This is a genomic window from Acidobacteriota bacterium (assembly GCA_030949985.1).
Lineage (GTDB): Bacteria > Acidobacteriota > Polarisedimenticolia > J045 > J045 > JALTMS01.
The window spans coordinates 25,457-51,783 of the sequence record JAUZRX010000024.1 but is presented as its reverse complement, the minus strand read 5'-3'; the positions used below and the strand labels follow the sequence as shown (position 1 = coordinate 51,783).

The 26,327-nt window shown below is 67.5% G+C and carries 23 protein-coding genes; 7 read left to right on the top strand and 16 right to left on the bottom strand.

Features of this window, described 5'->3' with window-relative positions:
- Positions 1 to 38 precede the first annotated feature (38 nt).
- The 12 genes from Q9Q40_07410 to Q9Q40_07355 form a co-directional block, all read right to left on the bottom strand.
- Complete coding sequence (locus Q9Q40_07410; protein MDQ7007044.1) at positions 39 to 1,013, bottom strand: Gfo/Idh/MocA family oxidoreductase; 975 nt, start codon at positions 1,011 to 1,013, stop codon at positions 39 to 41.
- Positions 1,010 to 1,819, bottom strand: a complete 810-nt coding sequence (gene lpxA, locus Q9Q40_07405; protein MDQ7007043.1) for an acyl-ACP--UDP-N-acetylglucosamine O-acyltransferase — start codon at positions 1,817 to 1,819, stop codon at positions 1,010 to 1,012. Before lpxA ends, Q9Q40_07410 begins: the two co-directional genes overlap by 4 nt.
- Complete coding sequence (gene fabZ, locus Q9Q40_07400) at positions 1,816 to 2,274, bottom strand: 3-hydroxyacyl-ACP dehydratase FabZ (GenBank protein ID MDQ7007042.1); 459 nt, start codon at positions 2,272 to 2,274, stop codon at positions 1,816 to 1,818. The genes lpxA and fabZ overlap by 4 nt, the downstream gene beginning before the upstream one ends.
- A 35-nt stretch (positions 2,275 to 2,309) precedes the next feature.
- Entirely contained in the window at positions 2,310 to 3,353 is a 1,044-nt protein-coding gene (gene lpxD, locus Q9Q40_07395) for a UDP-3-O-(3-hydroxymyristoyl)glucosamine N-acyltransferase (protein ID MDQ7007041.1), read from the bottom strand.
- A complete protein-coding gene (locus Q9Q40_07390; protein MDQ7007040.1) occupies positions 3,350 to 3,883 on the bottom strand; it encodes an OmpH family outer membrane protein in 534 nt (177 codons plus the stop codon). Before Q9Q40_07390 ends, lpxD begins: the two co-directional genes overlap by 4 nt.
- 289 nt (positions 3,884 to 4,172) lie before the next feature.
- A complete protein-coding gene (locus Q9Q40_07385) occupies positions 4,173 to 6,620 on the bottom strand; it encodes an ATP-dependent Clp protease ATP-binding subunit (GenBank protein MDQ7007039.1) in 2,448 nt (815 codons plus the stop codon).
- Positions 6,621 to 6,659: 39 nt separating this feature from the next.
- On the bottom strand, positions 6,660 to 7,376 hold the full coding sequence (locus Q9Q40_07380) for an ATP-binding cassette domain-containing protein (protein ID MDQ7007038.1): 717 nt from the start codon (positions 7,374 to 7,376) through the stop codon (positions 6,660 to 6,662).
- Positions 7,369 to 8,646 carry an ABC transporter permease gene (locus Q9Q40_07375; protein ID MDQ7007037.1) on the bottom strand — a complete coding sequence of 426 codons (1,278 nt, stop codon included), beginning with the start codon at positions 8,644 to 8,646 and terminating at the stop codon, positions 7,369 to 7,371. Before Q9Q40_07375 ends, Q9Q40_07380 begins: the two co-directional genes overlap by 8 nt.
- Entirely contained in the window at positions 8,643 to 9,458 is an 816-nt protein-coding gene (locus tag Q9Q40_07370; GenBank protein MDQ7007036.1) for a hypothetical protein, read from the bottom strand. Before Q9Q40_07370 ends, Q9Q40_07375 begins: the two co-directional genes overlap by 4 nt.
- Before the next feature lie 82 nt (positions 9,459 to 9,540).
- Positions 9,541 to 10,323 (bottom strand): CDP-diacylglycerol--serine O-phosphatidyltransferase, encoded by a 783-nt coding sequence (gene pssA / locus Q9Q40_07365; protein ID MDQ7007035.1) that lies wholly within the window; start codon positions 10,321 to 10,323, stop codon positions 9,541 to 9,543.
- Positions 10,320 to 10,991, bottom strand: a complete 672-nt coding sequence (locus Q9Q40_07360; protein MDQ7007034.1) for a phosphatidylserine decarboxylase — start codon at positions 10,989 to 10,991, stop codon at positions 10,320 to 10,322. Before Q9Q40_07360 ends, pssA begins: the two co-directional genes overlap by 4 nt.
- A gap of 92 nt (positions 10,992 to 11,083) precedes the next feature.
- Positions 11,084 to 12,238, bottom strand: a complete 1,155-nt coding sequence (locus Q9Q40_07355) for a GNAT family N-acetyltransferase (protein MDQ7007033.1) — start codon at positions 12,236 to 12,238, stop codon at positions 11,084 to 11,086.
- A 112-nt stretch (positions 12,239 to 12,350) separates the two neighbouring features.
- Here Q9Q40_07355 and Q9Q40_07350 point away from each other — a divergent pair, with 112 nt between their 5' ends.
- Genes Q9Q40_07350 through amrS form a run of 4 tightly spaced genes read left to right on the top strand, consistent with a single transcriptional unit; the run spans position 12,351 to position 18,175 of the window.
- Positions 12,351 to 14,405: a serine protein kinase gene (locus Q9Q40_07350; protein MDQ7007032.1), complete on the top strand. Its 2,055-nt coding sequence runs from the start codon at positions 12,351 to 12,353 to the stop codon at positions 14,403 to 14,405.
- A gap of 15 nt (positions 14,406 to 14,420) precedes the next feature.
- Complete coding sequence (locus Q9Q40_07345; protein ID MDQ7007031.1) at positions 14,421 to 15,530, top strand: DUF444 family protein; 1,110 nt, start codon at positions 14,421 to 14,423, stop codon at positions 15,528 to 15,530.
- A gap of 3 nt (positions 15,531 to 15,533) precedes the next feature.
- The gene (locus Q9Q40_07340) at positions 15,534 to 17,036 is read left to right on the top strand and encodes a SpoVR family protein (GenBank protein ID MDQ7007030.1); all 1,503 of its coding nucleotides are present in this window, start codon (positions 15,534 to 15,536) and stop codon (positions 17,034 to 17,036) included.
- A gap of 32 nt (positions 17,037 to 17,068) precedes the next feature.
- Complete coding sequence (gene amrS, locus Q9Q40_07335) at positions 17,069 to 18,175, top strand: AmmeMemoRadiSam system radical SAM enzyme (GenBank protein ID MDQ7007029.1); 1,107 nt, start codon at positions 17,069 to 17,071, stop codon at positions 18,173 to 18,175.
- A gap of 94 nt (positions 18,176 to 18,269) precedes the next feature.
- Here the strand turns inward: amrS and Q9Q40_07330 are convergent, their stop codons facing one another.
- Complete coding sequence (locus Q9Q40_07330; protein ID MDQ7007028.1) at positions 18,270 to 18,980, bottom strand: hypothetical protein; 711 nt, start codon at positions 18,978 to 18,980, stop codon at positions 18,270 to 18,272.
- Between the two features lie 98 nt (positions 18,981 to 19,078).
- Between Q9Q40_07330 and Q9Q40_07325 the strand changes: the two genes are divergently transcribed.
- On the top strand, positions 19,079 to 20,602 hold the full coding sequence (locus tag Q9Q40_07325) for an aldehyde dehydrogenase family protein (GenBank protein MDQ7007027.1): 1,524 nt from the start codon (positions 19,079 to 19,081) through the stop codon (positions 20,600 to 20,602).
- A gap of 22 nt (positions 20,603 to 20,624) precedes the next feature.
- On the opposite strand, the gene serC is transcribed toward Q9Q40_07325, so the two are convergent.
- On the bottom strand, positions 20,625 to 21,722 hold the full coding sequence (serC, locus tag Q9Q40_07320; GenBank protein ID MDQ7007026.1) for a 3-phosphoserine/phosphohydroxythreonine transaminase: 1,098 nt from the start codon (positions 21,720 to 21,722) through the stop codon (positions 20,625 to 20,627).
- A 178-nt stretch (positions 21,723 to 21,900) separates the two neighbouring features.
- Here serC and infC point away from each other — a divergent pair, with 178 nt between their 5' ends.
- The gene (gene infC / locus Q9Q40_07315; GenBank protein ID MDQ7007025.1) at positions 21,901 to 22,455 is read left to right on the top strand and encodes a translation initiation factor IF-3; all 555 of its coding nucleotides are present in this window, start codon (positions 21,901 to 21,903) and stop codon (positions 22,453 to 22,455) included.
- A 30-nt stretch (positions 22,456 to 22,485) separates the two neighbouring features.
- Here the strand turns inward: infC and Q9Q40_07310 are convergent, their stop codons facing one another.
- Complete coding sequence (locus Q9Q40_07310) at positions 22,486 to 24,240, bottom strand: hypothetical protein (GenBank protein MDQ7007024.1); 1,755 nt, start codon at positions 24,238 to 24,240, stop codon at positions 22,486 to 22,488.
- On the bottom strand, positions 24,237 to 25,682 hold the full coding sequence (locus tag Q9Q40_07305; protein MDQ7007023.1) for a hypothetical protein: 1,446 nt from the start codon (positions 25,680 to 25,682) through the stop codon (positions 24,237 to 24,239). Before Q9Q40_07305 ends, Q9Q40_07310 begins: the two co-directional genes overlap by 4 nt.
- Before the next feature lie 308 nt (positions 25,683 to 25,990).
- Here Q9Q40_07305 and Q9Q40_07300 point away from each other — a divergent pair, with 308 nt between their 5' ends.
- Entirely contained in the window at positions 25,991 to 26,293 is a 303-nt protein-coding gene (locus Q9Q40_07300) for a hypothetical protein (GenBank protein ID MDQ7007022.1), read from the top strand.
- Positions 26,294 to 26,327: the final 34 nt, after the last annotated feature.

Genomic DNA, 26,327 nt, shown 5'->3' with positions numbered 1-26,327 from the left:
GGGATGCCGGTCGACGCCCCTCCGGCTCCCCCCAGCGCTCATCGGCCCGAGTTCCCACCTGGCTGGTATCGGCGAAGCTGGCTTTCGATGTCGTCGCGGATCTCGAGGGCCAGTTCGAGGGCCGCCAGGCCGTCCTCCCCCGGCACCGGTACCCGGTCACCGGCGGCCACCGCCTGGCAGAAGGCCGCCAGTTCCCGGCCCAGCGGTTCCCCGGGGGGCAGGGTCAGTTCTTCGCCGACGATGCGGGGGGGAGCGTCCGCTTCGCGCTGCACGCGGAAGGTGCTCGCCGTTCCGTTGACGGTGTCGCAGGCGTGAAAAGCCCCGATCTCGAAGACCCGGACCCGGCGAATCCGTTCCTGGCTGATGCGGGAGGCCGTCAGGTTGGCGGCCGCCCCGTCGGCGAAGCGGAGGCGTACCGATGCGATGTCGATGCGCTCGGTGAGAGCGGCCGTTCCGCTCGCATCGAAGCTCTGCACCTCGGCCCGGGAAAGCAGAACGCGGCACAGGTCGAGGTCGTGAATCATCAGGTCGAGAATCACGTCCACGTCCAGGCTGCGGGGCACGAAAGGCGCCAGGCGATGAATCTCGATGAAACGCGGGTCGCGGGTCTGCCCGAGCAGGGCCGAGACGGCGGGGTTGAAGCGCTCGGTATGCCCCACCATCAGCGGCACGCCCTGCCGACGCGCCAGGGCGACCAGGGACCGTCCCTCCGCGATGTCACCGGCGAGGGGCTTTTCCACCAGGGTCGCAACCCCCGCCGCCAGCAGAACCTCCGCCACCGGCTGGTGCGCGGTGGTCGGTGTGGCGACGGAGGCCAGATCGACCTCGGCGGCCAGGCTCGCCGCGTCGGGAAAGACGCGGCAGCCGTGGCGTGCCGCAATCTCCCCGGCCCGCCGCGGATCGCTGTCGACGATGCCCACCAGGCGAACACCTGGAATCTCGCCATAGATCCGCGCATGGTGTTGGCCCAGCGACCCCACACCCACGACACCTGCACGCAAGGAAACACTCATGGGCTCTGTCCCAGGCGAATCGGAATCACACCGCGACGACTCGAACGGATGAACTCGACCACTTGGCGCACTTCCGCGACGTCGCCGAATGCCTCCTCCACCTCGGCCAGCGCGTGCTCGCGCCGCGTCTCGGGGCGAAAGATCTTCCTCGTCGCTCTTTCGAGGGCCGAAATCGCCTCCCGTGCGAAACCCTTGCGCTTGAGGCCCACTCGGTTGATCCCATAGCACAGCGCCCGATTGCCCACGGTCAGGCAGTAGGGCAGCGCGTCCCGGGTGATGACCGAGTAGCCCCCGATGAAAGCGTGGGGCCCGATACGACAGAACTGATGCACACCGGTGTAGGCACCGATCGTCGCGTAATCGCCCACCTCCACGTGACCGGCCAGGGTCCCGGCGTTGGCGAAGATCACGTGGTCACCGATACGGCAATCGTGGGCCACGTGAGAGAGAACCATGAAGAAGCTGTCGTTGCCGATCCGGGTCAGTCCGCCACCGCCCACCGTGCCCCGGTGCACCTGGCAGCCCTCCCGGAAGACGTTGCGGTCGCCGATCTCCACCCGGGTCGGTTCCCCGGCGTATTTCAGGTCCTGCGGCGCGAAACCGATGGTCGTACCGGGAAAGACGCGATTGTCCTCACCGAGACGAACCTGGCCATCGATGGTCACATGGGGGCCGATCCAGCTCCCACGGCCGATCTCCACCTGGGGACCGATCACGCTGAAGGGGCCGACGGAGACCCCCTCCGCCAGTCGAGCGTCGGGATGCACCACCGCCGAAGGGTGGATGCCCTGGAGCCAGTCGATCACGGAGCCTTCTCCCGCGGGATCATGGCACACAGGAGCATCGCTTCCGCCGCCGTCTCCCCACCGACTCGAGCCACCCCCTTGACCTTGGCCATCCGGGGCCGGAGGCGCTGGACGACGACTTCCAACTCCAGCCGATCGCCGGGCACCACCGGACGCCGGAAGCGACACTCGTCGATACCGCTGAAGAGCAGCAGCTGCCGGGTCGGATCCTCGAGTTCGAGCATGATCAGCGCCCCGGCCGTCTGGGCCAGGGCCTCGACGATCAGCACTCCCGGCATGACGGGCGCGCCGGGAAAATGCCCCTGAAAAAAGGGCTCCCCGATGGTCACGTTCTTGATACCCACCGCCCTCTGGCGGCGCTCGACCTGCTCGACACGGTCGATCAGCAAAAAGGGATAACGATGGGGCAGAAGTTCGAGGATTCTGCCAATGTCCAAGGTGTCCGGCTCGCTCACGAGACCTCCCATGGAAGTAGCCCGCCCCGCGGGGCTCAAGTTTCCTTTCCCGGCGGCCGCGCCTCGACCAGGCGGCGCACCCTGGCCCAGAGCTCCGGCAGGCGGGCCTGGACCGCCATCATCCGCCGCCAGGCCGCGATGGGACGCGCCGGTATGCCCGCCACGACCTCGCCCCGGCCCACGGAGTGGAAAACCGCGGTCTTCGCCGCAACGGCGGCCCCCTCCGCGACTTCCACATGGTCGGCCAGACCCGACTGTCCACCGACCCGGACCCCTCGCCCCAGCCGGCTGCTGCCCGAGAGTCCCGACTGGGCGGCGATCATGGCGTCTTCGCCGACCTCGGCGTTGTGACCGACCTGGACCAGGTTGTCCAGCTTGGCCCGCGCGCCGATCACCGTCCGGCCGAACACCGCGCGATCGATGGTGGCGTTCGCACCGACCTCGGCACCGGCCCCCACCACGACGCGACCCAGGTGGGGCACACGGACGGCACGCCCCTGCTCGTCGTGAGCCTGGCCGAATCCCGGTGCGCCCAGCACCGCCCCGGCGAGAACCAGAGCATCATCACCGATGACGGTACCGGGATAAACCACGACCCGCGGGTGCAACTCGACCCGGGCCCCCAGTTCCACGTTCTCGAGGAGCACCACGCCGGCCCCCAGCCGGCAGCCGGAGCCCACCCGGCAGCCGGCGGCGACCACGACCAGCGGCCCGATCTCCACGTCTTCAGCGATCCGGGCCGCGGGATGCACCACCGCCGAAGGGTGGATGCCCGGCATCAACGCCGCCGCCGGTCGGATCAGCTCCACCGCGCGCGCGAAGTCAGCCTTGGGGCAGGGAGAGAGGATCAGGTTCCCCGACCCTGACGTCCCATCGTCTGGCACGATCACCGCCGCGGCCATCGAGCCGGGCAGTCGATCGCTCAGCCGCGGATCGTAGACCGCCGCCAGGTCCTGCTCGCCGGCGCCGGCCAGATCGGCGACCCCCGTGATGACACGGTCCGGGTCACCCCGCCATGACCTGCCGAGGGCCCCGGCCAGGCGGCCGAGGGTCCACCGCTCCCGGCCGCGCGGTCTCATGACGCCGAGTCGGCTCCCGACCCATCGACGATCTTGATCAGGTCTTCGGTGATGTCGGTCGTGTCGGCATGGTAGATGACCACGCCGATCGGAAGGATCAGGGTATAGCCCTTTTCCCTGCCGTACTTCCTGACCAGCCCCTCCAGCCGCGCCTGCCAATCGGCCTGGGCCTGCTCCACCGCAAGCTGGAACTCGCGCGTGGCGGACTTTTGCAGGCTCTCGAGCTCGATGGTCTTGCGGTCGATCTTCAGGCGCAACTCCCGCAGCTTGTCGTTGCTCACGCTGGCCGCCGTCGCCACCATGTTCTGCTGCATCGCCCTCAGTTCCTGCTGGACACGCTCCAGCTCGTCCTGCTTCTCCGTCTGAAGGGCGTTGAGCCGGGCCTGGATCTTGGCGCCTTCAGCGGTTTCGTTGAACACACGCTGGGCGTCGAACACGCCGATACGAAGGGTCTGGGCCTCCGCCGAGTGAACGCCGAAACCCAGCAGGGCCAGCAGAATCAGGGCCATCGACAGACGTCGCACCATCATCGGTATCTCCTTTTCCTGCACCAGGTAGCGCAAGGAGTGCTGCATCCACGCAGACGAAAACGAGGGGAAAATGGTGAAACGCCCGCATTCTAACGCGAATCGCCCCCGGCTGCCGCGCCCGGGGCCTTTCGTCGTGACCGCGACCCGCGGGGCGGGCCGGGAGCCGGCCCCGCGGCGATCGGCTCACGCGGAGGCGGGAACCCGCTCCGGCGGCGCACCTGCCGCCCCTTCCCGCCCGGGTGGCCGGGAAGGACGGGCTCGACTCCGCGTTGGGATCTCCGCGGGCCGCCTACGCGGTGGCCATGACGTTGCGGAACTCCAGGGTGTCGTCATCCCCGAGCAGCACCTCGATCTCGCCCATCCCCACCAGGTCTCCCTGGATCACCTTCTCGGAGATGGCGTCCTCGAACGCGCGCTGGATGGCCCGGCGCAAGGGTCGGGCGCCATAGGAGCGGTCGGCGCAGGTCGTGCGCACCAACCACTGGTAGACCTCCTCCCTCGGAGCGAGGCGAATGCCCTTGTCGGCGAGGGTGCGATTGAGCTGGCCCACCATCAACTTCGAGATCTCGAGCAACTCCTCGTCGGAGAGGGGATCGAAGACGATGATCTCATCGATACGATTGATGAACTCCGGGGGCAGGGCACGCCGCAGTTCGCTCATCACCATCTCGTTCCGGCCCTTACGCTCCTGGCTTTCCTCGCCGGAGCTGAAACCGAGTCGGCTCTTGTTGACCAGCGCGGCCGAACCCAGGTTGGAAGTCATGATGATGATCGTGTTCTTGAAATCGACCAGGTCGCCGTAGGAGTCGGTGACCTGCCCGTCATCGAGAACCTGCAACAGCAAGTTGAGGATGTCGGGGTGCGCTTTTTCAATCTCGTCGAGCAGCAACACCGAATAGGGCTGGCGCTTGATCCGCTCGGTCAGCTGCCCGCCCTCTTCGTGCCCCACGTATCCCGGAGGGGAGCCGATCATCTTGGCCACGGAGTGCTTTTCCATGTACTCCGACATGTCGAAACGAACCATCGCCCGCTCGTTGTCGAAGAGGAACTGGGCCAGGCTCTTGGCCAACTCGGTCTTTCCCACACCGGTCGGTCCGAGGAAGATGAAAGAACCGACAGGTCGGTTGGGGCTCTTGATGCCCGCCCGCGAACGCCGAATGGCCCGGGACAGCGCCTCGATGGCCTCGTGCTGCCCCACGACACGCTCGTGCAGGTGGTCTTCCATCTTGAGCAGGCGCTCCATCTCCTTCTCGGCGACTCGCGTAATGGGAACACCCGTCCACTTGGAGATGACTTCCTCCACGTCGCTACGCACCACGTCGATGACGGTCTTCGCTTCCTGCTCGGCCTTGCGGCGCAACGCCTCGGCCTCTTCACGAAGGGTGACCTCCTTGTCATGCCAGGTCACCGCCTCGTCGAAGTCCTTCCGGGAGAGAGCCGCCTTCATACCCTCCACCGCGTCCTTGATCTTTCGCTCCACGTCCCGCAAGGCCCGGTAGGAAGTCCGCTTGCGCAACTTGACCCAGGCACCGGCCTCGTCGATGACGTCGATCGCCTTGTCGGGCAGAAAGCGGTCGGTGATGTAGCGATTGGACTGGAAAACCGCCGCGCGAATCGATTCCTCGGTGTAGCTCACACCGTGGAAGCGCTCGTAACGCTCCTTGATGCCCTCGAGCACCTCGATCGTCTGTTCCTCGGTAGGCGGCTGGATCTTGATCGGCTGGAAGCGGCGCACAAGGGCACGATCCCGCTCGATATGCTTGTGGTAGTCGCGGGGAGTCGTCGATCCGATGCACTGCACCTCACCCCGGGAAAGGGCGGGCTTGAGGATGTTGGCAGCGTCGAGAGAACCTTCCGCGGAACCGGCGCCGATCAGCGAATGGATCTCGTCGATGAAGAGAATCACGTCCCGCGCATTGACCAGTTCCTGGATGATGCCCTTCAGGCGCTCTTCGAACTGACCGCGGTACTTGGTTCCCGCGACGACCAGGGACAGGTCCAGCGCGAGGATCCGGCGACCGGTCAGCGAGGGGGGAACCGACCCGTCGGCCACGCGGCCGGCCAGTCCCTCGACGATGGCGGTCTTGCCGACCCCCGGCTCACCGAGCAGTACCGGGTTGTTCTTCCGGCGGCGGGAGAGGACCTGAATCACGCGGTCGAGCTCGACCTCGCGCCCGATCAGGGGATCGAAACCGCCTTCGGCGGCGATACGCGTCATGTCCCGACTGAACTCGTCGAGGAAGGGGGTCTCCTTCTTCTTCCCTTCCGCTGCACCGTTCTTTTCGGCGCTCGTCGATGCCAGGCGCTTGGCCAGGTTGATGATGTCCTCACGCACGGTGTAGAGCCGCATGCCCCGCTCGCCGAGAATGCGGCCGGCGGGAGCGTCGTCCACACGGATCAAGCCCAACAGAACGTGTTCGACGTCCACCGTGGGGGACATCAGACCGCGGGCTTCCTCCTGGGCGCACTCGAGCACGCGCTTGGCCTCTTCGCTGAAGGGAATGTCGACCCCCCGGCCGCCCTGGAGTACCGCGCCTTCCTGGCTCTCGAGTTCGGCACGCAGGAGGTCCACCGAGATGTTGCTGCGGTGAAACAGCTCCCGGGTCAAGCCGTCGTCCTCCCGCAGGAGCCCGACGAGAATGTGCTCGGTCCCGATCACGGGGGCGCCCCGCTGGGTCGCCTCGTAACGGGCCAGGAAGAGGACACGCTTCGCCTTCTCGGTGAACTGCTCGATCATCGCCGCACCTTGTCTCGGGACGCCAGCCGTCCCATGGGGTCAGGAGGGTTCTTCGCTTCCGGCGAACGTGGTGATCTCCACGAGCCGGCCTCGTTCCAAACGTAGGGCACGGTGGCAGCGACGCGCCAGCCTTTCCGAGTGGGTCGCCACGACGAGGGAGAAGCCCAACTCCTGCTGCAACTGGAAGAGGGTGTCGAGGACGCGATCGCCGGTCCGGGGGTCGAGATTGCCCGTGGGCTCGTCGGCCAGCAGGAGCGGAGGCCCGGTGACCAGGGCCCGGGCCAGGGCCACCCGCTGCTGCTCGCCCCCGGAGAGCTGATCGGGGTGGTGCTCGGCCCGTTCAGCCAGGCCCAGCCGCCCGAGCAGATCCCGGGCCCGCCGGAGCGCGTCCGCGCGCCGCCAGCCCCGGATGAGGCCGGCGAGAGCCACATTCTCCGCCGCTGTAAACTCACCAAGCAGCCCATGAAACTGGAAGATGATCCCCACGGCCCCCCTGCGCCACCGGGCGCGGGACGCAGGATCCGAGGGTATCTCCTCCTGTCTGAACAAGAGAATACCCGAATCCGGCCGGTCGAGACCGCCGAGCAGGTTCAACAGCGTCGTCTTGCCGACCCCCGACTGGCCCTGAATCGCCACGGTCTCGCCTTGAAGCAAGCGGAAATCCAAATCTTGCAACACTTTCACGGGAGGTGCGGCCAACCCGCGGCGGCAATAGTCCTTGCACAGACCACGGGCCTCGACCAGGACCTCACTCACCGCGCAAGGCCTCCACCGGATCGAGCGAGGCGGCCCGCCAGGCCGGGTAGAGCGTCGAAAGCAAGGCAACGAGCACAGACACGAAGACCACGATCGCCACATCCTGGGGCCGCACGCTCAAGGCCACATAGGACAGGTAGTAGACATCCGGATCCAGGGGAATCAACTTGAAGCGATCGATCACCCAGCACGCGCCCACCCCCAAGACGGCCCCGGCCAGGGTTCCCACCAGCCCCGTACTCAGGCCCTGGAGGATGAAGATTCGCAGAACGCCCCCGGGAGTCGCCCCCATCGCTGCCAGGACGCCGATTTCCCTGACCTTTTGAATGACCGTCAAAACCAGCGTGCTGATCACGCCCAGGGCCGCGACCAGCACGATCAGGCCCACGGCGAAGAACATCAGCAGTTTCTCGAGCTTCATCGCCGAGAACAGGGCCCGGTTGTGGCGCAGGATATCGTCGACCCGGAAACCCTCTCCCAGGCGCTCCTGGGCCCGCGCTTCGATTTCCTCGAGTCGGCCCAGGTCTTCCACCCGCGCCGCGATCCAGCTCACGTCCTCGCCCATGCCCAGGATACGCTGGGCCTGGTGCAGCGAAATGAAGGCCCAGCCGGAGTCGTACTCGAAATAGTCGGTACGGAAGAAGCCGGCCACGCGAAACACCGACTGGCGCAGGCTCACGCCCCACGGTGTCAGCTTGGGCCGTGGCACCAGGAGCGTGACCGGGTCTCCGCGCAGCACCCCCAGTTCCAGCGCCAGTTCCTCTCCCAGGATCAGCGGCGGCCGCAGATCTTCCGCCTCGCTGCCCAGGTCGTGGAACGACCCCTCCACCATGGTCTGCTCCATATCGGTCACGCGCAGACCCGGCCCGGGATCGATCCCGTTGATGGTCACCCACCGCAATCGCCGGCCGGCCGCCATGATCAACCCCTTGGTGCTGACCACGGGAGCGGCGTCCACCACCCCCGGCACCGCCTTCAGCTCGGTGATCACCTGCCCGGCATTTTCGATCGCCCCCCTCCCCGGAGCCGGAAAGACCAGGAGCTGGGCGTTGGCCGCCAGTATTCGACTGATCATCGCTTCCTGAAAACCGGTGATCAGCGCCAGGGCCACGATCAGGGAGGCCACCCCGACCATGAAACCCAGTGCCGACAGCAGCCCGATCAGCGAGACGAAGCCCTGGCGACGCGTACGCAGGAAACGCCCGGCCACGAAGGGCGCATAGACGGATCGCGTCCTGGCGGCGCGGGCGGCCGAAGCGGCCACGCTCACCGGACCCTTCGGGCGACCCACTGTCCGTGGGGCAGCCCCCCCTGAACCATTTCGAAGGACTGCCAGGTGCCGCGGATCACGCCGCCTTCCTCGTCGAGGAAACCCTCGAGTTCCGCATCGCGGCCACGTTCCGCATCGACCCGTTCGAGCTGGATCTTGTTGCCCACGAAGGTCCCTCGCAGAGAACCGGAGCGCCTGGCGCCCAGCCGGTACTGCCCCGTGACGAGAGTGCCCGACTGGTCGAGATAGAAAGTGCCCGTGGTCCCCGCCGGAAGCCAGGTGACCTCCCAGACGCCGGACAGGATCTCTTCGAAGCCCGGCGTCTCGGCACGGATCTCCGCGATGCGCTGGTCCAGGGCGTCACGCTCGAGCAAGAGCAGGCGCAGGCCGTCGAGCAGGCGCCGCGAGTCGACTTCCAGCTTGTCGTAGCGCTGGCGGACCTCGACGATCTGGTCGCGCAGAGCCTCGAGCTGCTCGAAGGTCAGGTCCCGCACCCGAATCACCTGACGATCCATCTCCGCCTGGGTTTCGATCAACTCCCGGGCCACCGCTGCCCGCTCGACGGCCACCCGGCGATACTCCCGCGAGAAGTCCACGAGCAGCCGGCCCAGGATCCGGGAGCGCTCTTCGAGGGCATGGACCACAGCGGCGCCCTTCTCCCGGTCGAAGGGATTGTCGAGATCCAGACCGTCATCCACCTGGGCATGACCCGCAAGCACCGGCACCAGGACAGCCAACAGAACGGGCAGGAGTCGACGGAGCCAGGGGCGGGGCTCCCACTGATCGAGGGAAAACGAATCCAAGGCTCTCATCGACGACTCCCTTGAGGCGAGGAGGGGCATCCTAGCTTCAGCGCCACCGCAGGGGCAAGACCACGCGACCCCGGCCGGAATTTCATTCGGCTTTGTCCCTGGAAGAGGAGGACGGCGCGGAGGATCGCGGGACCGAGGCGCGCTTGCGACGCCGACCGAACCACGGCCGGAAGAGGGGCGAAAGCAGGTAGAGAAGGATCAGCCCGGGCACGACCCACTCGTAACGCATGATCAACCCGGCGAGAATCGCCGCCCAGAGAGCCAGGGCCCGGTAGGGCCGCGGGCCGAAACGCAGATTCTTGGGGGAGAAGTAGCGCACCGGCGAGATCATCAGCAAGCCGATGACGACGACCAGCAACAGGTAGCCCGGCACGAGGAAGGATGCGAGCGTCTCTCCACCGGTGAACAGGGCGGGACAGGCCACCGCGGCCGCCGCGGTGGGACTGGGTACGCCGATGAAGTCCTTGTGCTCACCCGCCGCCGCGTTGAAACGCGCCAGGCGGATCACGCCGCAAGCAGCGTAGAGGAAACAGGCCCCCCACCCCACCCGGCCCAGATCCGCCAGGGCGAAGTGGAAGGCGATGATCGACGGCGCCACCGCAAAGGAGACCGCATCCGCCAGGGAATCGAGTTCTTCGCCGAAGTCGCTGGTGGTCCCCGTCAAGCGAGCCACTCGGCCGTCGAGGCCGTCCAGCACGGCGGCGGCAAAGATCAGGATCGCCGCGGTCAGCAGCCGTCCCTGGGAAGCCAGCAGGATCGCCAGGTATCCCGCCAACACGTTGCCCAGGGTCAGAGCGCCGGGCAGATAGCCGGCCACACCACGCAAGCGGCCGCGAATCGGCCGTTTCGGGGGCGCGAGGCTCACGCGACGTCCCCGCCGGCCCACACGGCCACCGTGGTCAGGCCGCCCCGCGTCCGGTCACCCGGTCGCACGCGGGGCATGGCCTCGGGAGGCAGATCGAGATCAGTCCGCGACCCGAAACGAATCAACCCGAAGCGAGCGCCCGAGGCGAGTTCGTCCCCCGGCTGCACCCGGCAGACAATGCGGCGCGCGATCACCCCGGCGATCTGGGTCACCCGCACCTCTCCCCGCTCGGTCTCGAGCCATACCTCGTTGCGCTCGTTCTCCGCGGAAGAGGCCTCGAAGTTGGCCGCCAGGTAGCGCCCCGGCAGGTAGCGCACCCGTCGCACCTTGCCGGCCACCGGGCAGCGGTTGATGTGAACATCGAAGACACTGAGAAAAATCGAGATCTTCAGTCGACCGTCGGCCGCCCTCTCGACCCGGGTGACCTTCCCGTCAGCGGGAGCGAGCACCAGGGCCGGGTCCGTCGGGACGCGGCGATCGGGGTCGCGAAAGAAAGCCGCGCAAGCCGCCGCAAGCAGACCGCATCCCACGGCCGCCCAGACCCACCCCGCCAGCAGGGCGAACCCGGCCGCCACCAGCGGGGTCAAGACGAAAGGCCATCCCTCCCGGGCGATGGGGATGCGGCGCGGTGAAGCCCTCCCCGAGTCCGCGGGTGCAAACATGGTCATCTGGCAGTCTTCCTCCGGTTCCGCAGGCTACCACAGCGCCCGGCAGCTGGGCAGATCCGCCCCGACCGGGCCCACCGCTGGAAAAGCCGCTTTCATCCCGGCTCCGAAGCCCGTCTGAGCACCAGGCTCATCAGCAGTGCGGCGCTGCCGTCGGGGTAGTAGCGCGGCCGGCTCCCGACCGGAACGAAACCCTCCGTCTCGTAGAGCCGCACGGCTGCCACGTTCGCCTCGGAGACTTCCAGGTCCACCTGCCGCAGCCCCTCCTGCCGCGCGCGCCCGATCGCCTCCTGCACGAGAAGACGCCCCAGGCCCCGCCGACGATAATCAGGATGCACCGCCAGGTTGAGGATCTCGAGGTTGTCCCCCGTCCGGCGCAAGAAGATGGCCGCACCGACGCACCCGTCCCGGTCGAGCCACCCCAGGACCCGTCGATCGTCCCGATCGGCCAGTTCCTCCTGCACCATGGCCCGACTCCAGGGACGCTCAAAGGCTGCCGCGAGCAAGGCCTCGAGGGCCGCGAGCCGAGAGGGACCGAAGATCGTCACCGCCGCCGGGGACGACGCGACCCGGGCGGGAGCCGGCAGCACGGCATCGGGTGGCACCAGGTAGACCGGCTCCAGGGGCCGCCAGGCGGAGGCGGGCACACAGCCTCCGGCGACCATCTCCGCCAGCACGGCCACCGGAGACACGCTCAGCGGATGGGCTTGCACACCGGCCGGGAAATCGAGCGACGCCCCGGCGGCGGTGGTGGCCACGTCCCGGCCGGCGATCGCTCCCCGGCCGGAGAGAGCCTCCCGGGCGATCACCTCGCCCCGCAGCCTGCCGTCTATCCCCGCCTCGGCGAGCAAGACGCGAAGACGCCCCCAGGGAATGGCCACGAGTGCCGGAAAGCCCAGCCCGGCGCCGAAAGTCAGCACCCGGGGCGCATCGACCCCCAAGCCCGCCAGCCCCGGGATCCCGGCGATCAATCCCTGCGCAAAGCTCAAGGCCACCCGCAGCCCGGTGAACGATCCCGGCCCGCAATCCACCACCACGGCCGAGAGCCGCCGGGCCTCCGGCCGCACCAGCATGGCCGCCGCGGCCGCTCCGAGCCCCCCGCTGGGGCCTTTCTCCCGGCTGACATCCACCGCGGCGACAACCTCGCCCCGGCGAACCAGGGCCACGCCCGGAGGATGCAGCGCCCCCTCCAGCACCAGCACCGCGCCTTCCCCGCGGAGCGCGGCCCCCGTGTCGTAACTCTTTTGCATTGCCCCGGTTTCTCCCAAAAGCTATCTTCGAAGTGAAGCTGCCGCAGCAGCGCGGACTCCCGCGAGACCGGTGCGGCCCCGCCGGAGAATCCGAGCCACAGGAGCCCAGACCATGGCCACCACAGACACCGGCAAGAGCATTCTAGAGGCGATCACCAGCGCACAGAACCGGGAGCAGTTCAAAAAGCAGCACTGGACCGGATCCTTCACCGACTACCTCGGCATGGTGCGCGAGCAACCCCGCATCACGCGCAGCGCCCACGAGCGCCTCTACGACATGATCATGTCCTACGGTACTTCCGAGTACATCGACAACAAGAAGCGGATGACTCACTACCACTTCTTCGACGACCCTCTCGGCGGCGGCATCGACGGTGTCTTCGGGCTCGACATTTCGCTGATGAAGTTGATGAACATCTTCAAGTCCGCCGCCCGGCGCTATGGCACCGAAAAACGCGTGATCCTGCTCCATGGTCCGGTAGGCTCGGCCAAGAGCACCATCGTCCGGCTGCTCAAGAAGGGGCTCGAAGCCTACTCCCGCTCCCAGGAGGGCATGCTCTACACCTTCGGCTGGACCGCCAAGCCCGACGACCCCGGCGCGCCGGTCGATTGGTGCCCGATGCACGAGGAGCCGCTGCACCTGTTGCCGGAATCCACTCGCCCGGCGGTCGTCGAACAACTCAACGCCTCGGGCTCCGACTACCAGGTACGCATCGAGCGCGATCTCTGTCCCTTCTGCCGCCAGCAATTCAGCGAGCTGATGCAGCGCTTCGAGGGCGACCTGGCCCAAGTGCTGGCCCACATTCGAGTCCGACGGCTGATTCTCTCCGAAAAGGACCGCGTCGGCATCGGCACCTTCCAGCCGAAGGATGAGAAGAACCAGGACTCCACCGAACTGACCGGCGACATCAACTACCGCAAGATCGCCCAATACGGCTCCGACTCCGATCCCCGCGCTTTCAACTTCGACGGCGAATTCAACATCGCCAACCGCGGCCTGATCGAGTTCGTCGAGGTCCTCAAGCTGGACGTCGCCTTCCTCTACGACCTGCTCGGCGCCTCCCAGGAGCACAAGATCAAGCCGAAAAAGTTCCCCCAGACCGACATCGACGAGGTGATCATCGGCCACACCAACGAACCCGAGTACCGCAAGCTGCTGAACAACGAATACATGGAGGCCCTGCGGGACCGGACGGTGAAGGTCGACATTCCCTACATCACCAAGCTCAGCGAAGAGATCAAGATCTACGCGAAAGACTTCAACAACGAGCGCATCGGCAAGCACATCGCCCCGCACACGGTCGAGATGGCCGCCATGTGGGCCGTGCTGACGCGGCTGGAAGAGCCCAAGAAGCACAACCTGACGCTGATGCAGAAGCTCAAGCTCTACAACGGCAAGACCCTTCCGGGCTACACCGAAGACAACGTCAAGGAACTGCGCAAGAGTGCGGCCCGCGAAGGGCTCGACGGCATCTCGCCGCGCTATATCCAGGACAAGATCTCCAACGCGCTGGTGGACGACACCGCCAACCATATCAACCCCTTCATGGTCCTCCGCGAACTCGAAGCGGGACTGCGCCACCACTCGCTGATCAGCAACGAGGAGGATCGCGCGCGCTACCGCGAACTGCTCGCCGAGGTGCGCAAGGAGTACGAAGACATCGTCAAGAACGAGGTGCAGCGGGCCATCGCCGCCGACGAGGCGGCGATCTCCCGGCTCTGCGCCAACTACCTGGACAATGTCAAGGCCTATACCCAGCGGGAAAAGGTCCGCAACCCCTACACCGGCCAGGACGAGCCACCCGATGAACGGCTGATGCGCTCGATCGAGGAAAAGATCGACATCCCCGACAACCGGAAAGACGACTTCCGGCGGGAGATCATGAATTACATCGGCGCCCTTGCAGTGGACGAGAAGAAGTTCGACTACCGCTCCAACGAACGACTGCACAAGGCTCTCGAACTCAAGCTTTTCGAGGACCAGAAGGACACGATCAAGCTGACTTCCCTGGTGACCTCCATCGTCGACAAGGAAACCCAGGAGAAGATCGACGTGGTCAAGGCGCGCCTGATCAAGGACTACGGCTACAACGACGAAAGCGCCACCGACGTGCTGCATTTCGTCGCGAGCATTTTTGCCCGGGGCGATGCCAAGGACACGGACTGACGGGCGGGACAGAACGTGGCCCTCAAGATCGACACCGATGTCGGACGCTTCCGCGAAATCGTCCGCGGCAAGGTCCGCGACGAGCTGCGGCGCTTCATGTCGCGCGGCGAGATGCTCGGACGCAAGGGAAAGAACATCGTTTCCATTCCCCTGCCGCGGATTCAAACCCCACGCTTCGTCCACTCCCCCGGCGGTCAACAGCACGTCGGACAGGGAGAAGGCGAGGAAGGCAGCATTCTGGGACCTGCCGGCCAGCAGGGTGACGGCCGGGGCAAGGCCGGCAATCTGCCCGGCGAACACATCCTCGAGGTCGATCTGACCATCGAGGAACTCGCGGAACTGCTGGGCGAAGAACTCGAGCTGCCTCGAATCCAACCCCGGGGCAAGAAGAACATCGAAACCCACTCGGGACGTTACACCGGGATCTCCCACGCGGGACCGGAGTCCCTCAGGCATTTCAAGCGCACCTTCAGGCGGGCGCTGCAACGGCAGATCGCCGCCGGGGTCTATGATCCGAAGAATCCGATCATCATCCCGATCCGCGAAGACAAACGCTACCGGACCTTTCAGACCCATCCCCAGCCCCAGGCCAACGCGGTGATCATCTACGTGATGGACGTCTCCGGATCGATGGGAGACGAGCAGAAAGAAATCGTCCGCATCGCTTCGTTCTGGATCGACACCTGGTTGAGCAGCCAGTACCGCGGCCTGGAAACAGTCTTCGTCATCCATGACGCCCAGGCCCGGGAAGTCGACCGGGACACCTTCTTCAGCACCCGGGAGAGCGGCGGCACGGTGATCTCCAGCTCCTACCACCTCGTGCAGAAAATCATCCAGGACCGCTTTCCTCCCGAGGAGTGGAACCTCTATCTCTTCCAGTTCTCCGACGGCGACAACTGGTCCCAGGGAGACACCGAGTCCTGCGTCAAACTGCTGGCGGAGGACCTTCTCCCGGAACTCAACCTCTTCGCCTACGGCCAGGTGGAAAGCCCCTACGGATCGGGCCAGTACCTGCACGATCTCGAAAAACCCTTCGGTGAAGACGAGCGCGTGGTGCTCACGGTGATCGAGGGCAAGGAAGGCATTCCCGAAGCCATTCGTTCGTTTCTTTCGACGGGGAGATGAGCGATGACGCTGCCGCGGGAACTCGCCGAACTGCAAATGGAAGTCGAAGCCGTCGCCACCCGCTACGGACTCGACACTTTCCCCGTCATCTTCGAGATGGTCGACTATGCGCAGATGAACCAGCTCGCAGCCTATACGGGATTTCCCATCCGCTACCCGCACTGGCGCTGGGGCATGGAGTTCCAGCAACTCGATAAATCCTACGAGTACGGCCTGCACAAGATCTACGAGATGGTGATCAACAACGATCCGACCTACGCCTACCTGCTCGAGGGCAACTCCTTTCTCGATCACAAGCTGGTCATGGCCCATGTCTACGGCCACGCCGATTTTTTCAAACACAACGTCTTCTTCTCCAACACCAATCGCCGGATGATCGACGCGATGGCCAACCACGCCACACGCGTACGGCGTTACCGCGATCAGCACGGAATCGACAAGATCGAACGCTTCCTCGATGACTGCCTGGCCATCGAAGACCTGATCGACCCCCACGCGGCTTTCGAGCAGCAGTACGGCCTGGGTCGGATCGAAGACGTCTCCGAAGCGCCCATCGAAGTCAAGCGCCTGAAGGCCAAGGATTACATGGACGCCTTCATCAACCCGCCGGAGTACATCGAGCGCAAGCGTGCCGCGCTGGAACGCGAGCGTGAACAGCGTCGCGGTTTCCCCGCACGCCCCCAGCGGGACATCCTCGGCTTTCTGCTCAAGCATGCGCCGCTGGAGAACTGGGAGCAGGACGTGCTGGACATCATCCGAAAGGAGTCCTACTACTTCCTGCCCCAGCGCCAGACCAAGATCATGAACGAGGGCTGGGCCAGTTACTGGCACACGACGATCCTGACCCGGCACCTGCTCGACGACACCGAAATCATCGACTTCGCCGATCACCACTCGGGAACCACAGCCGTGCAGCCGGGCCGACTCAACCCCTACAAGCTGGGCCTCGAGCTCTTCCGGGACATCGAGTTCCGCTGGAATACGGGACGATTCGGCCCCGAATGGCGCAGTTGCGACGACATGGCGGAACGGGCCAACTGGAAACGGGAGACCGGCCTGGGGCGGGAAAAGATCTTCGAGGTGCGCAAGGTCCACTCCGACCTGAGCTTCATCGATGAGTTTCTGACCCCGGAATTCTGCCACCAGCACAAGCTCTTCACCTTCGCACGGGACCCCCGCCAGGAGGCCTGGGTGCTGGCCTCCCGCGAATTCGAGAAGGTCAAGCGGGCCCTGCTCTTCCAGTTGACCAATGCCGGCACGCCGATCATCGAGATCGTGGACGGCAACTACCGCAATCGGGCGGAACTGCTCCTGGTCCATCACCACGAGGGTGTCGAACTGCGTCTGGACTGGGCGCAGGAAGTGCTGGCGTCGATCGCCCGCATCTGGCGCCGACCGGTCTACCTGGAGACCATCGTATCCCGTAAGCCCCGCCGCCTGGGCTACGACGGCGACCGACACAGCGAAGAGGAAATCAAGGCCGTCGCCAGCGTCGACTCGGAGTAGAATGGGACCGGGGGGTGCTACGGAGGGCGCCCATGGAAACCGGTTCCTCCGGCCTTTCACTGGAAACGGCATTGCGCGCTCACACCCGGCGGCGCGACGAGCTGCGCAGGCCCGCCGCGGAGCCGGGAGCCCTGCACTGCGTGGCCTGCGCCCATCGCTGCCTGATCCGCCCCGGTCGCGCGGGCATCTGCCGCATCCGCTTCAACGACCGCGGCGCGCTGCAGGTGCCGTGGGGCTGGGTGGCGGGAGGCCTGGCGGCGGATCCGATCGAGAAGAAGCCGTTTTTCCACGTCCGGCCCGGATCACGGGCCCTCTCCTTCGGCCTGCTCGGCTGCGACATGCACTGCGGCTACTGCCAGAACTGGATCACCTCCCAGGCCCCCCGGGAATCCAGCGATCCCGCAAAGATCGTTCCCATGGCCCCCGACCAGATCGCCTCGATGGCCTCGCGCCACGGCTGCGCGGCGGTGGTCAGCACCTACAACGAGCCCCTGATCTCCGCGGAGTGGGCGGCGGACGTCTTCGACCTCTGCCGCGAGAGGGGGATGTTGACCGGCATGGTCAGCAACGGTAACGGAACGGCGGAAGCGCTCGAGTTCCTCGCGCCCCGCCTGGACATGGTCAAGATCGACCTGAAGTCCTTCCAGGACCGGGTTTACCGGCGCCTGGGCGCCGTACTGGACAACGTGCTCGAAACGATCCGGAGGGTGCACGACATCGGGCTCTGGCTCGAGGTCGTCACCCTGGTGGTTCCGGGCCTCAACGACAGCTCCGGGGAACTCGGAAAGATCGCCGAGTTCCTCGTCGCCATCTCGCCCGACATCCCCTGGCATGTCACGGCCTTTCACCCCGATTACAGGATGACCGACCGGGGAGCGACCAGCCCCAGTCACCTCCTGCGAGCCGTCGATGCGGGCCGCAGGGCGGGGCTGCGCTACGTCTATACGGGCAACCTGCCCGGGAGGACGGGAGCCGAATCCACCGTCTGCCCTGCCTGCGAAACGCTGCTGATCGAACGCCACGGCCTGACGGTTCTCCGCCGACACCTCGTCGAGGGCGCCTGCCCGACTTGCGGGACCCCGATTCCCGGTCTCTGGGCGTCCGGCGACAGCGGTCGATCCTCATCGAGCCATTCATAGGTAGAGGCTTCCCCACCGCCGGCCGCGGGCAAAGATCCCCCGGCGGCCCCGGGCCACTGACGGGGCCGGTCCGCGCACCCGGTCGGAGGGCGCGTCAGGAGTGCCGGGGCTGGAGGCCGCGGGTGGCTTCCCGAACCAGGGTTTCGAGGGCGTCCACCCATTGGCCGGGACGCATCAGCGGGTAGGCCACCCGTCGATGCAGGCGCAAAACCCCGGTGGGCAGGTCCACCAGGATCAGGTCCAGCTCGAGGGTCGTGGCCGAGCCCGCGCTCCCCGGGCGCAGCAACTCGTAGTCGGCACGCTCGTCGGGTAGAGGAATCATCTCGTCGGGGGGCAGGGGCAGCCCCCGGTCTGAAGACTCCCCCGAGACGGAAAGCACCGCGAAAGCGACGCTGGCAGCGCCCCGGGCCCGAGACGCCTCCCCCAGGTCGAGAATCGCCCCCCGGCGCCAGCGCCGTGACGACGAGCCCCTGTGCTGGGCCCAGGCGGCCGTCAGCCTCTGCCGCAAGGCGTCGACAATCGCCGGCTCTTCCCGGGCCAGGGACACCCCCCGGCCGCTGAACCCCTCCCTCAGCAGCTTGTCCAGCAGCTCGCCCAGGTCTTCGGCCGCCACCTCCAGGCGAGCCCCCCCGAGCCGGAGCTGCGGAGCGAGCAGCAGCAGGTGCCCACCGATGGCGGGGGGACGATCGAAGACCGGTGGAGGACCACCGGCGCAGCCCCCCGACCCGACCAGGCTGATCGACAGGAAGACGAGTGCGGCAAGGGCCCCAGCGTGTGTCCAGGCCCGGCGGCGGGCGGATTTCATTCCTGCTCTCCTCGCTCCCGGCCGAGAGGAACCCGGGGCATCGTGGCGCGGCTCTCCGCCAAGTATAGAATCCTCCTCCACCCTTGGGAGGAAATCACATGGACCCGCGTCAGATTCTCGAGTCTCTGGGTCTTTCCGGAGATGTTCTCGACGGCCTCGGAGGCCTCGCCGGCGAACAGCGCGCCACCGGTGACGTCCTCGAGTCCCTCAATCCCGCCACCGGCGAGGTGCTCGGCCGGGTGCGTTGCGCCGGCGCCGAACAGACCACCGCCCTGATCGGCGCCGCCCACCAGGCCTTCGACGGCTGGCGGCGGCGCCCGGGCCCCGCCCGGGGCGAGGTGATCCGCGACCTGGGTAACGCCCTGCGGGCGAAAAAGAGCGAACTCGGCGCCCTGGTCAGCCTGGAGATGGGCAAGATCCTCGCCGAGGGCGAAGGTGAAGTGCAGGAGATGATCGACATCTGCGACTTCGCCGTGGGCCTCAGCCGCCAGCTCTACGGGCTGACCATCGCCAGCGAACGGCCGGGGCATCACCTGATCGAGCGCTGGCATCCCCTCGGGGTGGTAGGCATCGTTTCCGCCTTCAACTTTCCGGTGGCGGTCTGGGCCTGGAACGCGGCACTGGCGGCGGTCTGCGGCGACACGATGGTCTGGAAGCCCTCCTCCGAAACGCCTCTGTGCGCCCTGGCCGTACAGAAGATCTGCGACGAGGTGATGGAGCGCCACGACGCCTGGGGCCTGTTCAACCTGGTCATCGGGCCGGGACGGACCGTGGGCGAGACCCTGATCCGCGACGAGCGTGTTCCGCTGATCTCCGCAACCGGCTCGACTCCCATGGGTCGCCATGTGGGCGAGGTGGTCGGCGCCCGTCTCGGACGGACGATCCTCGAGTTGGGAGGCAACAACGCCATCACCGTGCTCGATGACGCCGACCTGGGCATGGCGACCCGCTCGATCCTCTTCGGAGCGGTGGGCACCGCCGGTCAGCGCTGCACGTCCACCCGGCGCGTGCTGATGCAACGGGGGATCGCCAGCGACCTGACCGAACGCCTGCTGGCAGCCTACGGGCAGGTGCGCATCGGCGATCCCCTGGACCCGGCGACCCTGATGGGCCCCCTGGTCAACCAGCGGGCGGTCCAGGACATGCTCGACGCCCTGGACAAGGTGCGCGAGCAGGGGGGCGAAATCCTCTGCGGCGGCAAGGCCCTCGAGCGGCCGGGCTTCTTCGTCGAGCCGACCATCGTCCGCGCGGCCCATGACCTGCCCATCGTCCACGAGGAGACCTTCGCCCCGATCCTCTACCTGATCGAAGTGGACGACATCGACGACGCGATCGCGGTCAACAACGAAGTTCCCCAGGGCCTCTCCTCGGCGATCTTCACCACGAACTTCCTCGCCGCGGAGACGTTCACATCGGCCACCGGCAGCGACTGCGGGCTGGCCAACGTGAACACCGGCACCTCCGGCGCCGAGATCGGCGGCGCTTTCGGTGGCGAGAAGGAGACCGGCGGCGGACGCGAATCCGGATCCGACTCCTGGAAAGCCTACATGCGTCGCCAGACCTGTACGCTCAACTACTCCCCCGATCTGCCCCTGGCCCAGGGAATCCACTTCGGCGACTGACGACACGCCGACCGCGGAGGGGTCAACGCCTCTCCCGGTCGGCGAATGCATCGATCAGGGCCGCCAGGCGGCGAGCGCCGTCCACCGGCATGGCCGCGTAGAGCGAGGCCCTCAGCCCCCCCACCGTGCGATGTCCCGCCAGCCCCACCATGCCTTCCCTGGCCGCAGCCTCGATGAAGGCCTCTTCCCGATCCTTCGAGCGCAGGCGGAAGACCACGTTCACCACCGAGCGGTCCTCGTGCCGCGCGGAGGGCTGGTAGACCTCCGGATGGCGGTCGAGAGCCCCATAGATCAAGGCGGCCCGTTCCCGGGCGCGCCGGATCATCTCGGACCTCCCCCCCTCGGCCTCGATCCAAGCCAGCATCTTCTCCAGCAGGAAAACCAGCGCCGTGGGCGGGGTATTGAGTCGAGAGCCGCTTTGCGCATGATCCCGGTAGCCGAGAACACCCTCGGGCATGCCCTCCGCCGCCTCCAGCAGGGCGCGGCGAATCACCACCACCGCCAGGCCCGCCGGCCCGAGATTCTTCTGGGCCCCGGCGTAGAGCAGGTCGAAGTTCGTCACCGGCAGTTCCCGCAGCAGAATATCGGAGCTGGCATCGGCCACCAGGGGGACCTTCCCCGGAGACGGCAGTACATGGAGCTGTGTGCCGGCGATCGTGTTGTTGGTCGTGATGTGGAAGTAGGCCGCCCGGGGATCGAGAGCCCATTGTCCGGGGGGAGGAATCCGGGCAAAGCCTTCACTCTCGGAACTGGCCACCACGTTGACGGCCCCCGTCAGGGCCGCGTAGCGGGCGGCCCGGCGGGCCCAGTGGCCGGTGACCAGGTAGTCGGCGCTTCTCCCGGGTGGGCGGAGGTTGGCGGGCACCATGGCGAACTGCAGGGTCGCTCCTCCCGGAAGCAGGAGCACCTCGTGGGACGGCCCGACCCCCAACAGGCGGCGCAGCCGCTCGAGAGCCCTTTCGTGGAGTTGGCCGTAGGCCCCGCCCCGATGGCTCCACTCGAGAACGGACAGCCCCCCGCCGGCGCCGGGCAGCAGACCGCCGGAGGCCTCTTCGAGAACCGGGTCGGGCCACAGGGCCGGCCCGGCGCCAAAGGAAAGCAACCGCCTGGCTTCGCTCATTTTTCTCCTACCCGAGCCCCCTTGCTCCCGGGCCGCCGAGGACCGAGATTCTCCGCAAAGTACCGGCGCAGGCCGGAGATGATGATACGATGGGGCGTCTGGCCGGACATGGCGAAGGCCCGGCGCAAAAATTGAACCAGCGCCCGCCCAGGGCGCCAAGGAGGACGCAAGCCACCGGATGAGAAGACCAGGAATCGTAGAACGTCAGGGCCCACCCAAGGTCCGTATCAATCGCATGATCCGCATCAGCCCCGTCCGGCTGATCGATGAAGAGGGCCAGCAGGTGGGCGTCGTCCCGGTCGAAGAAGCCCTCTCCATCGCCCAGTCCAAGGGCCTGGATCTCGTCGAAGTCGCCGCCGATGCCCGACCCATCGTCTGCCGCATCATGGACTACGGGCGGTACAACTACGAGCAGCAGAAGAAGGCTCAGGCCGCCAAGAAAAAGCAGCACCAGGTCGAGGTCAAGCAGATCAAGTACCGGCCTGCCATCGATGAACACGACTTCGAAACCAAGACACGGAAAGTGATCAAGTTTCTCGACCAGGGGCACAAGGTGCGCGTCACCGTGATGTACCGCAAGCGTGAAATGCGCCGCCCCGAAATGGGAGAGATGGTGCTCGACCGCGTGGTGGAAGCGGTCCAGGAGCACGGCATTCCCGAGGACCGTTCCCGCCAGATGATGGGACGGGATCTTTCCGTCACTCTTGCTCCCGTGAAGAAAGAAACGACCTGACCGGCGGCCGGCCCTCGAGCCGTGTCGGCTTCAGGGCGAGCGCGCGACCCAGGCGTGGGCCACCACCCGCGCCAGTTCTTCCTGTCCGCTGGCGCGCAGACGATCGAGGGTTTCCTCGTCCATGCGCGAGAGCAGCCGGTCGGCCGTCACGTGATCACCCTCCTCCCGGGCCGCCCAGGCCCGCAGGAGGGTCCACGAACTCCCCTGGAAGCGCTTGGGCACATGATCGAGGGTGACCAGCGCCAGGCTGGGGCTGCGATCGGCGATCTCCCGTGCCGCCCGGCGCATCAGCGCCACCGTCCGTAGCCGCTGGAGATTTTCCGCCGCTTCCAGCAACTGGTCGAGGTAGGCCTCCCCCTCCCTGGCGCTGCAGGCGGCCTCGTCGGCCTGGTATCCCAGGTCGAGCAAGACCCGCCGAGCGGCGGCGAGTTCGACGGGATCCAGCTTCTCGAGGGGGGCGCACACCCCGCGGTGCAGGGCGACCACCAGCCGCTGGACGAGACGCCGGCGGGCACGGGAGTCCCTCGCCGCCCGGGCGGCGGCGACCAGTTCTTCCCGAGTCTCCAGGAATCGCTGGACCTTCTCCGCCCGCCTCACCAGCAGGGGATCGCTGCGGGAGGCGACCTTCGCGGGAGCGGGCGCGACTTTCCGCGGAGCCCGGCCTCCCGAGGATCGGGGCGACCGACGGGGGGGAGGTGCCGGCACCGGCCGCCTGGCCGCCTCGGGAGAGGAAGTCGCGGCGACGGGCCTCGAGGCCACCTGCCGCCCGGCGCGAAACGCCCTTTCCAGTGCCTCCATTCGGGCTCCGAGAGCAGGATCCCTCGAGAAATGGCGTCCGCCGGAATCCCGCCGGGCGAGAGCCTCGAGAGCCCGGGCCACATCCTTCCCCGCGACGGGATCCGCGGGCGCCAGCCCCTTGCCGGCCAGGGCCCGGGGCAGACCGTCGGACAGGCAGGACAGGGCCCTGGGGACGACCTCACGCACCAGGTAGCCGCGCCACTGGTCGTCCAGCAGATCGGGCCGGAAAAGTTCGTCTCCGCAGCCCTGGGGCATGCCCCCCGCGGGCTGCCACAGCCCCTGCAGGATCTTGCGGAACCGATCCAGCCCCGGGTGGGCCAGCAACCACGTGCCACGCTGGGCGGCAGTGAAGATCTCGCCGCGCAAGGCGGCGAGGGCCTGAGGATCGACGGCCCCGAGACCCTGCGTACGAGCCGCCGCCACCAGCGCTTCCACCCTGCGCGCGACGCTTCCCGCCAGCAGGGCGGCGTGGGTCCGTCGGCGCACTTCCAGCAACCGAGCCAGCTGAACCCGTCCATCATCCACGGCCGCCTGGCGGCGATCGGCTTCCCACGCTCCCCGGCGCGCCGCCCCGCGCCCGCAGGCCCCGCCGGCGGCCAGGCGGTCCGCCGCACGGTGCAGCCAGGCCGCCGCATCTTTCCGCCCCCGCGCCACCTCAGCGCTCCAGGCACGGACCACCTCGCCCCGGGCGTAGAGCCAGGCGCAGCGGAGATCGTCGTCGCAGGCCTCCTTCGCCAGGGCCCGACTCGGTCGACAGCGGGCGGGCAGGCGCTCGAGAGCCGCTCTCGCGGCGGCGCCCGCCTCGACCTCGCCGGCGAGTACGCGCACCAGATCGACCTCCCGCAGGGGCCGCGCCGCGCTCCTGTCCGCAGCAGCGCGGTTCCCCAGGCGGAGCGCCTGGCTCGGCCCCGACACTCCCAGGAGTACGAAGAGAACCCAGACGGCGGGACACCGGAACCTGCCGGGCATGGCACCGAGGCCGCTCATCGTTTTTCTCCTCCAGCCGCACCGAAGAGAGGATCTTCGCGAAGCAGTTGCTCGACGGCCCGCAGGGCGCTGGCGTTGTCGATCCGTGCTCCCGCCCGGTAACGGGCCGCCGCCTTGTCCACGTCGATCAGGACCCGGGTCAGGCGCGTTCCGAAACCAGCGCTGAGCGGATCGGCGGCGGCCAGGGCGTCCAGCCGGGCGAGCGATTCCTCGGCCAGGCGATCGGCCTGGCGGGGCCTCGCCCCCTGGGAAACGATTTCCCGCCGGAGCTCCAGCATCTTCTGCCGTTCCTGGGCCGCCAGCGCCTGGAGGTGCCCGGTGAGCAGGGCCTCGGTCTCGGCGGAACTCTCCCCCGTCACCCTGAGATCGAGCAACCAGGCGATCACGGCCCGCTCCCCGTGCGTCCGCGCCATCAGTGCCGCCTGCCGCGCGATCTCGCCACTGTCCCCGCCCCGACCCATCAACCACCAGCCCAGCAGGCCGCAGAGAAGCAGCCCCACCGCTCCCGCCGCGACAATCCAGGCGCGGCGCACGAAAGGCCGGCGGCCGCCGAGCATGTCCCGGGCCTGGCGCCGGGCCTGCTTCATCAGGGGCAAGGCCCGGTCCTCGGCGCCCAGGCGAACGACCTCCCGGCAGGCCGCCACGGCCCCGAGGGGATCGCCGCGCTCGACCTGCAGGCGAGCGGCTTCCAGGTGTTCGTCGACCTTGCGTTCGATGCGCTCGAGGGCGTCGAGCGCCCTTCGATACTCGGGAACTTGCTCGTCTCCCCCATCTTCGCGCCAGCGATCGAGGGCCGCCCGCAGGGTCGGGAGATGATCGGAAGCCATCGCGGCACAGAGCGCGGAGAGGGCCGCGGACGACGGCGACACCGACCTGTCGGAGCCCCCGGGCCCGGCGTCTCCGACGCCGCCCCTGGAGCGATCGGCGTGACCGGAGAGGGCGGCCAGACCTGCCAGGTCCCGCGCCCTGAGATCGGAAGCGTCCCCGTCACACAGTCCCCACCCGGCGATGGCTACGTGGTCCGCTCCCAGAACCACACGATCGGGCGCCAGTTGACCGTGCCAGCGCCCCCGGCGGTGCTCCCGGCGAAGGACGGTGCTGATCGGATCGAGGAAGGCCGCGCCGGGAGTCCAGCCCTCCGCGAGCCGGTCGGCGAAGAGAGGTCCCTCGGGCACTTCATCGAGGACGATACGTCCGAGGACCGGATCTCTCAGAATGCAGCGCGTCGTGCCCCAGGCTGCGGCGGCCTCCTCGTCGAGTTCGGGGTCTGGAGCGTCGGGCGGCAGCAGGAAGCAAATCGCCCGCCCGTAGGCGCCATCGACGGCGTAGTAGGCTTCGAGGCCGGCAACCTCCGTCAATACCCGCTCGACCCGCCATCCTCCGGCGAACTCGGTACCCGCTTCGATGACGGGGGTGGTCTCGACTCCTCTGGTCGTCCGCACGGTCTCCTCGCGCCGCCGTTCAGCGGTCCCGCACACCTTCCCGGCGAATATAGGTCCCTGCCGCGCGGGAAACACCGCCCCGGCGATGGCGGAGCCGGGGGGCTTCGTGCCATGCTCGGGCCATGGGATTCCGCAGCGCCCGGCTCGCATCGCTTCTGCTGACGACGCTCCTGGCCGCAGGTTGCGGCCCTGCCGACAACGCTGACCGGCGGGCCGGAGCGGAGGACGCCCCGACGGGCGCAGCCCTCTTCCCGGAAGGCGGGCCACGCGCCGGAGCTCTCGCCACCCCGCCCGAGGCCCCGCCCGAAGTGCCCTGGCCGAAATCCTGGAGATTGCTCGACCAGGGTCGCTTCGGCGCAAGCCCGCTGTCGGTGGCGTGGTATCGGCTGGATGCCGGGCAACTTCCGGCGGAAGAGAGCGTCGCGGCCGCTCTCGAGGCCCTGCGAACGATCGTGGGCCGGCCGGAGTTCGAGGATCTCAGCAGACACCCCAGCGAGGAGCAGGCCATCGGCCAGATCCGTGGGACCCTCGCCTGGGCTTCGGTGGAGGCCGGCGGAAACGGCGACGGGACGCGGGTGGTGGTCCTGCTCGAAGCTCTCCCGGGAGTCTGAAAACGTCGTTCCCCTCGACTTCCGGGCCGGCAGG

Coding starts and splice junctions, on each gene's coding strand:
- Q9Q40_07410 (MDQ7007044.1), bottom strand. CDS start 1,013: ATGAGTGTTTCCTTGCGTGCAGGTGTCGTGGGTGTGGGGTCGCTGGGC.
- lpxD (MDQ7007041.1), bottom strand. CDS start 3,353: ATGAGACCGCGCGGCCGGGAGCGGTGGACCCTCGGCCGCCTGGCCGGG.
- Q9Q40_07390 (MDQ7007040.1), bottom strand. CDS start 3,883: ATGATGGTGCGACGTCTGTCGATGGCCCTGATTCTGCTGGCCCTGCTG.
- Q9Q40_07385 (MDQ7007039.1), bottom strand. CDS start 6,620: ATGATCGAGCAGTTCACCGAGAAGGCGAAGCGTGTCCTCTTCCTGGCC.
- Q9Q40_07370 (MDQ7007036.1), bottom strand. CDS start 9,458: ATGAGAGCCTTGGATTCGTTTTCCCTCGATCAGTGGGAGCCCCGCCCC.
- Q9Q40_07360 (MDQ7007034.1), bottom strand. CDS start 10,991: ATGACCATGTTTGCACCCGCGGACTCGGGGAGGGCTTCACCGCGCCGC.
- Q9Q40_07355 (MDQ7007033.1), bottom strand. CDS start 12,238: ATGCAAAAGAGTTACGACACGGGGGCCGCGCTCCGCGGGGAAGGCGCG.
- Q9Q40_07350 (MDQ7007032.1), top strand. CDS start 12,351: ATGGCCACCACAGACACCGGCAAGAGCATTCTAGAGGCGATCACCAGC.
- Q9Q40_07340 (MDQ7007030.1), top strand. CDS start 15,534: ATGACGCTGCCGCGGGAACTCGCCGAACTGCAAATGGAAGTCGAAGCC.
- amrS (MDQ7007029.1), top strand. CDS start 17,069: ATGGAAACCGGTTCCTCCGGCCTTTCACTGGAAACGGCATTGCGCGCT.
- Q9Q40_07330 (MDQ7007028.1), bottom strand. CDS start 18,980: ATGAAATCCGCCCGCCGCCGGGCCTGGACACACGCTGGGGCCCTTGCC.
- Q9Q40_07325 (MDQ7007027.1), top strand. CDS start 19,079: ATGGACCCGCGTCAGATTCTCGAGTCTCTGGGTCTTTCCGGAGATGTT.
- serC (MDQ7007026.1), bottom strand. CDS start 21,722: ATGAGCGAAGCCAGGCGGTTGCTTTCCTTTGGCGCCGGGCCGGCCCTG.
- infC (MDQ7007025.1), top strand. CDS start 21,901: ATGAGAAGACCAGGAATCGTAGAACGTCAGGGCCCACCCAAGGTCCGT.
- Q9Q40_07310 (MDQ7007024.1), bottom strand. CDS start 24,240: ATGAGCGGCCTCGGTGCCATGCCCGGCAGGTTCCGGTGTCCCGCCGTC.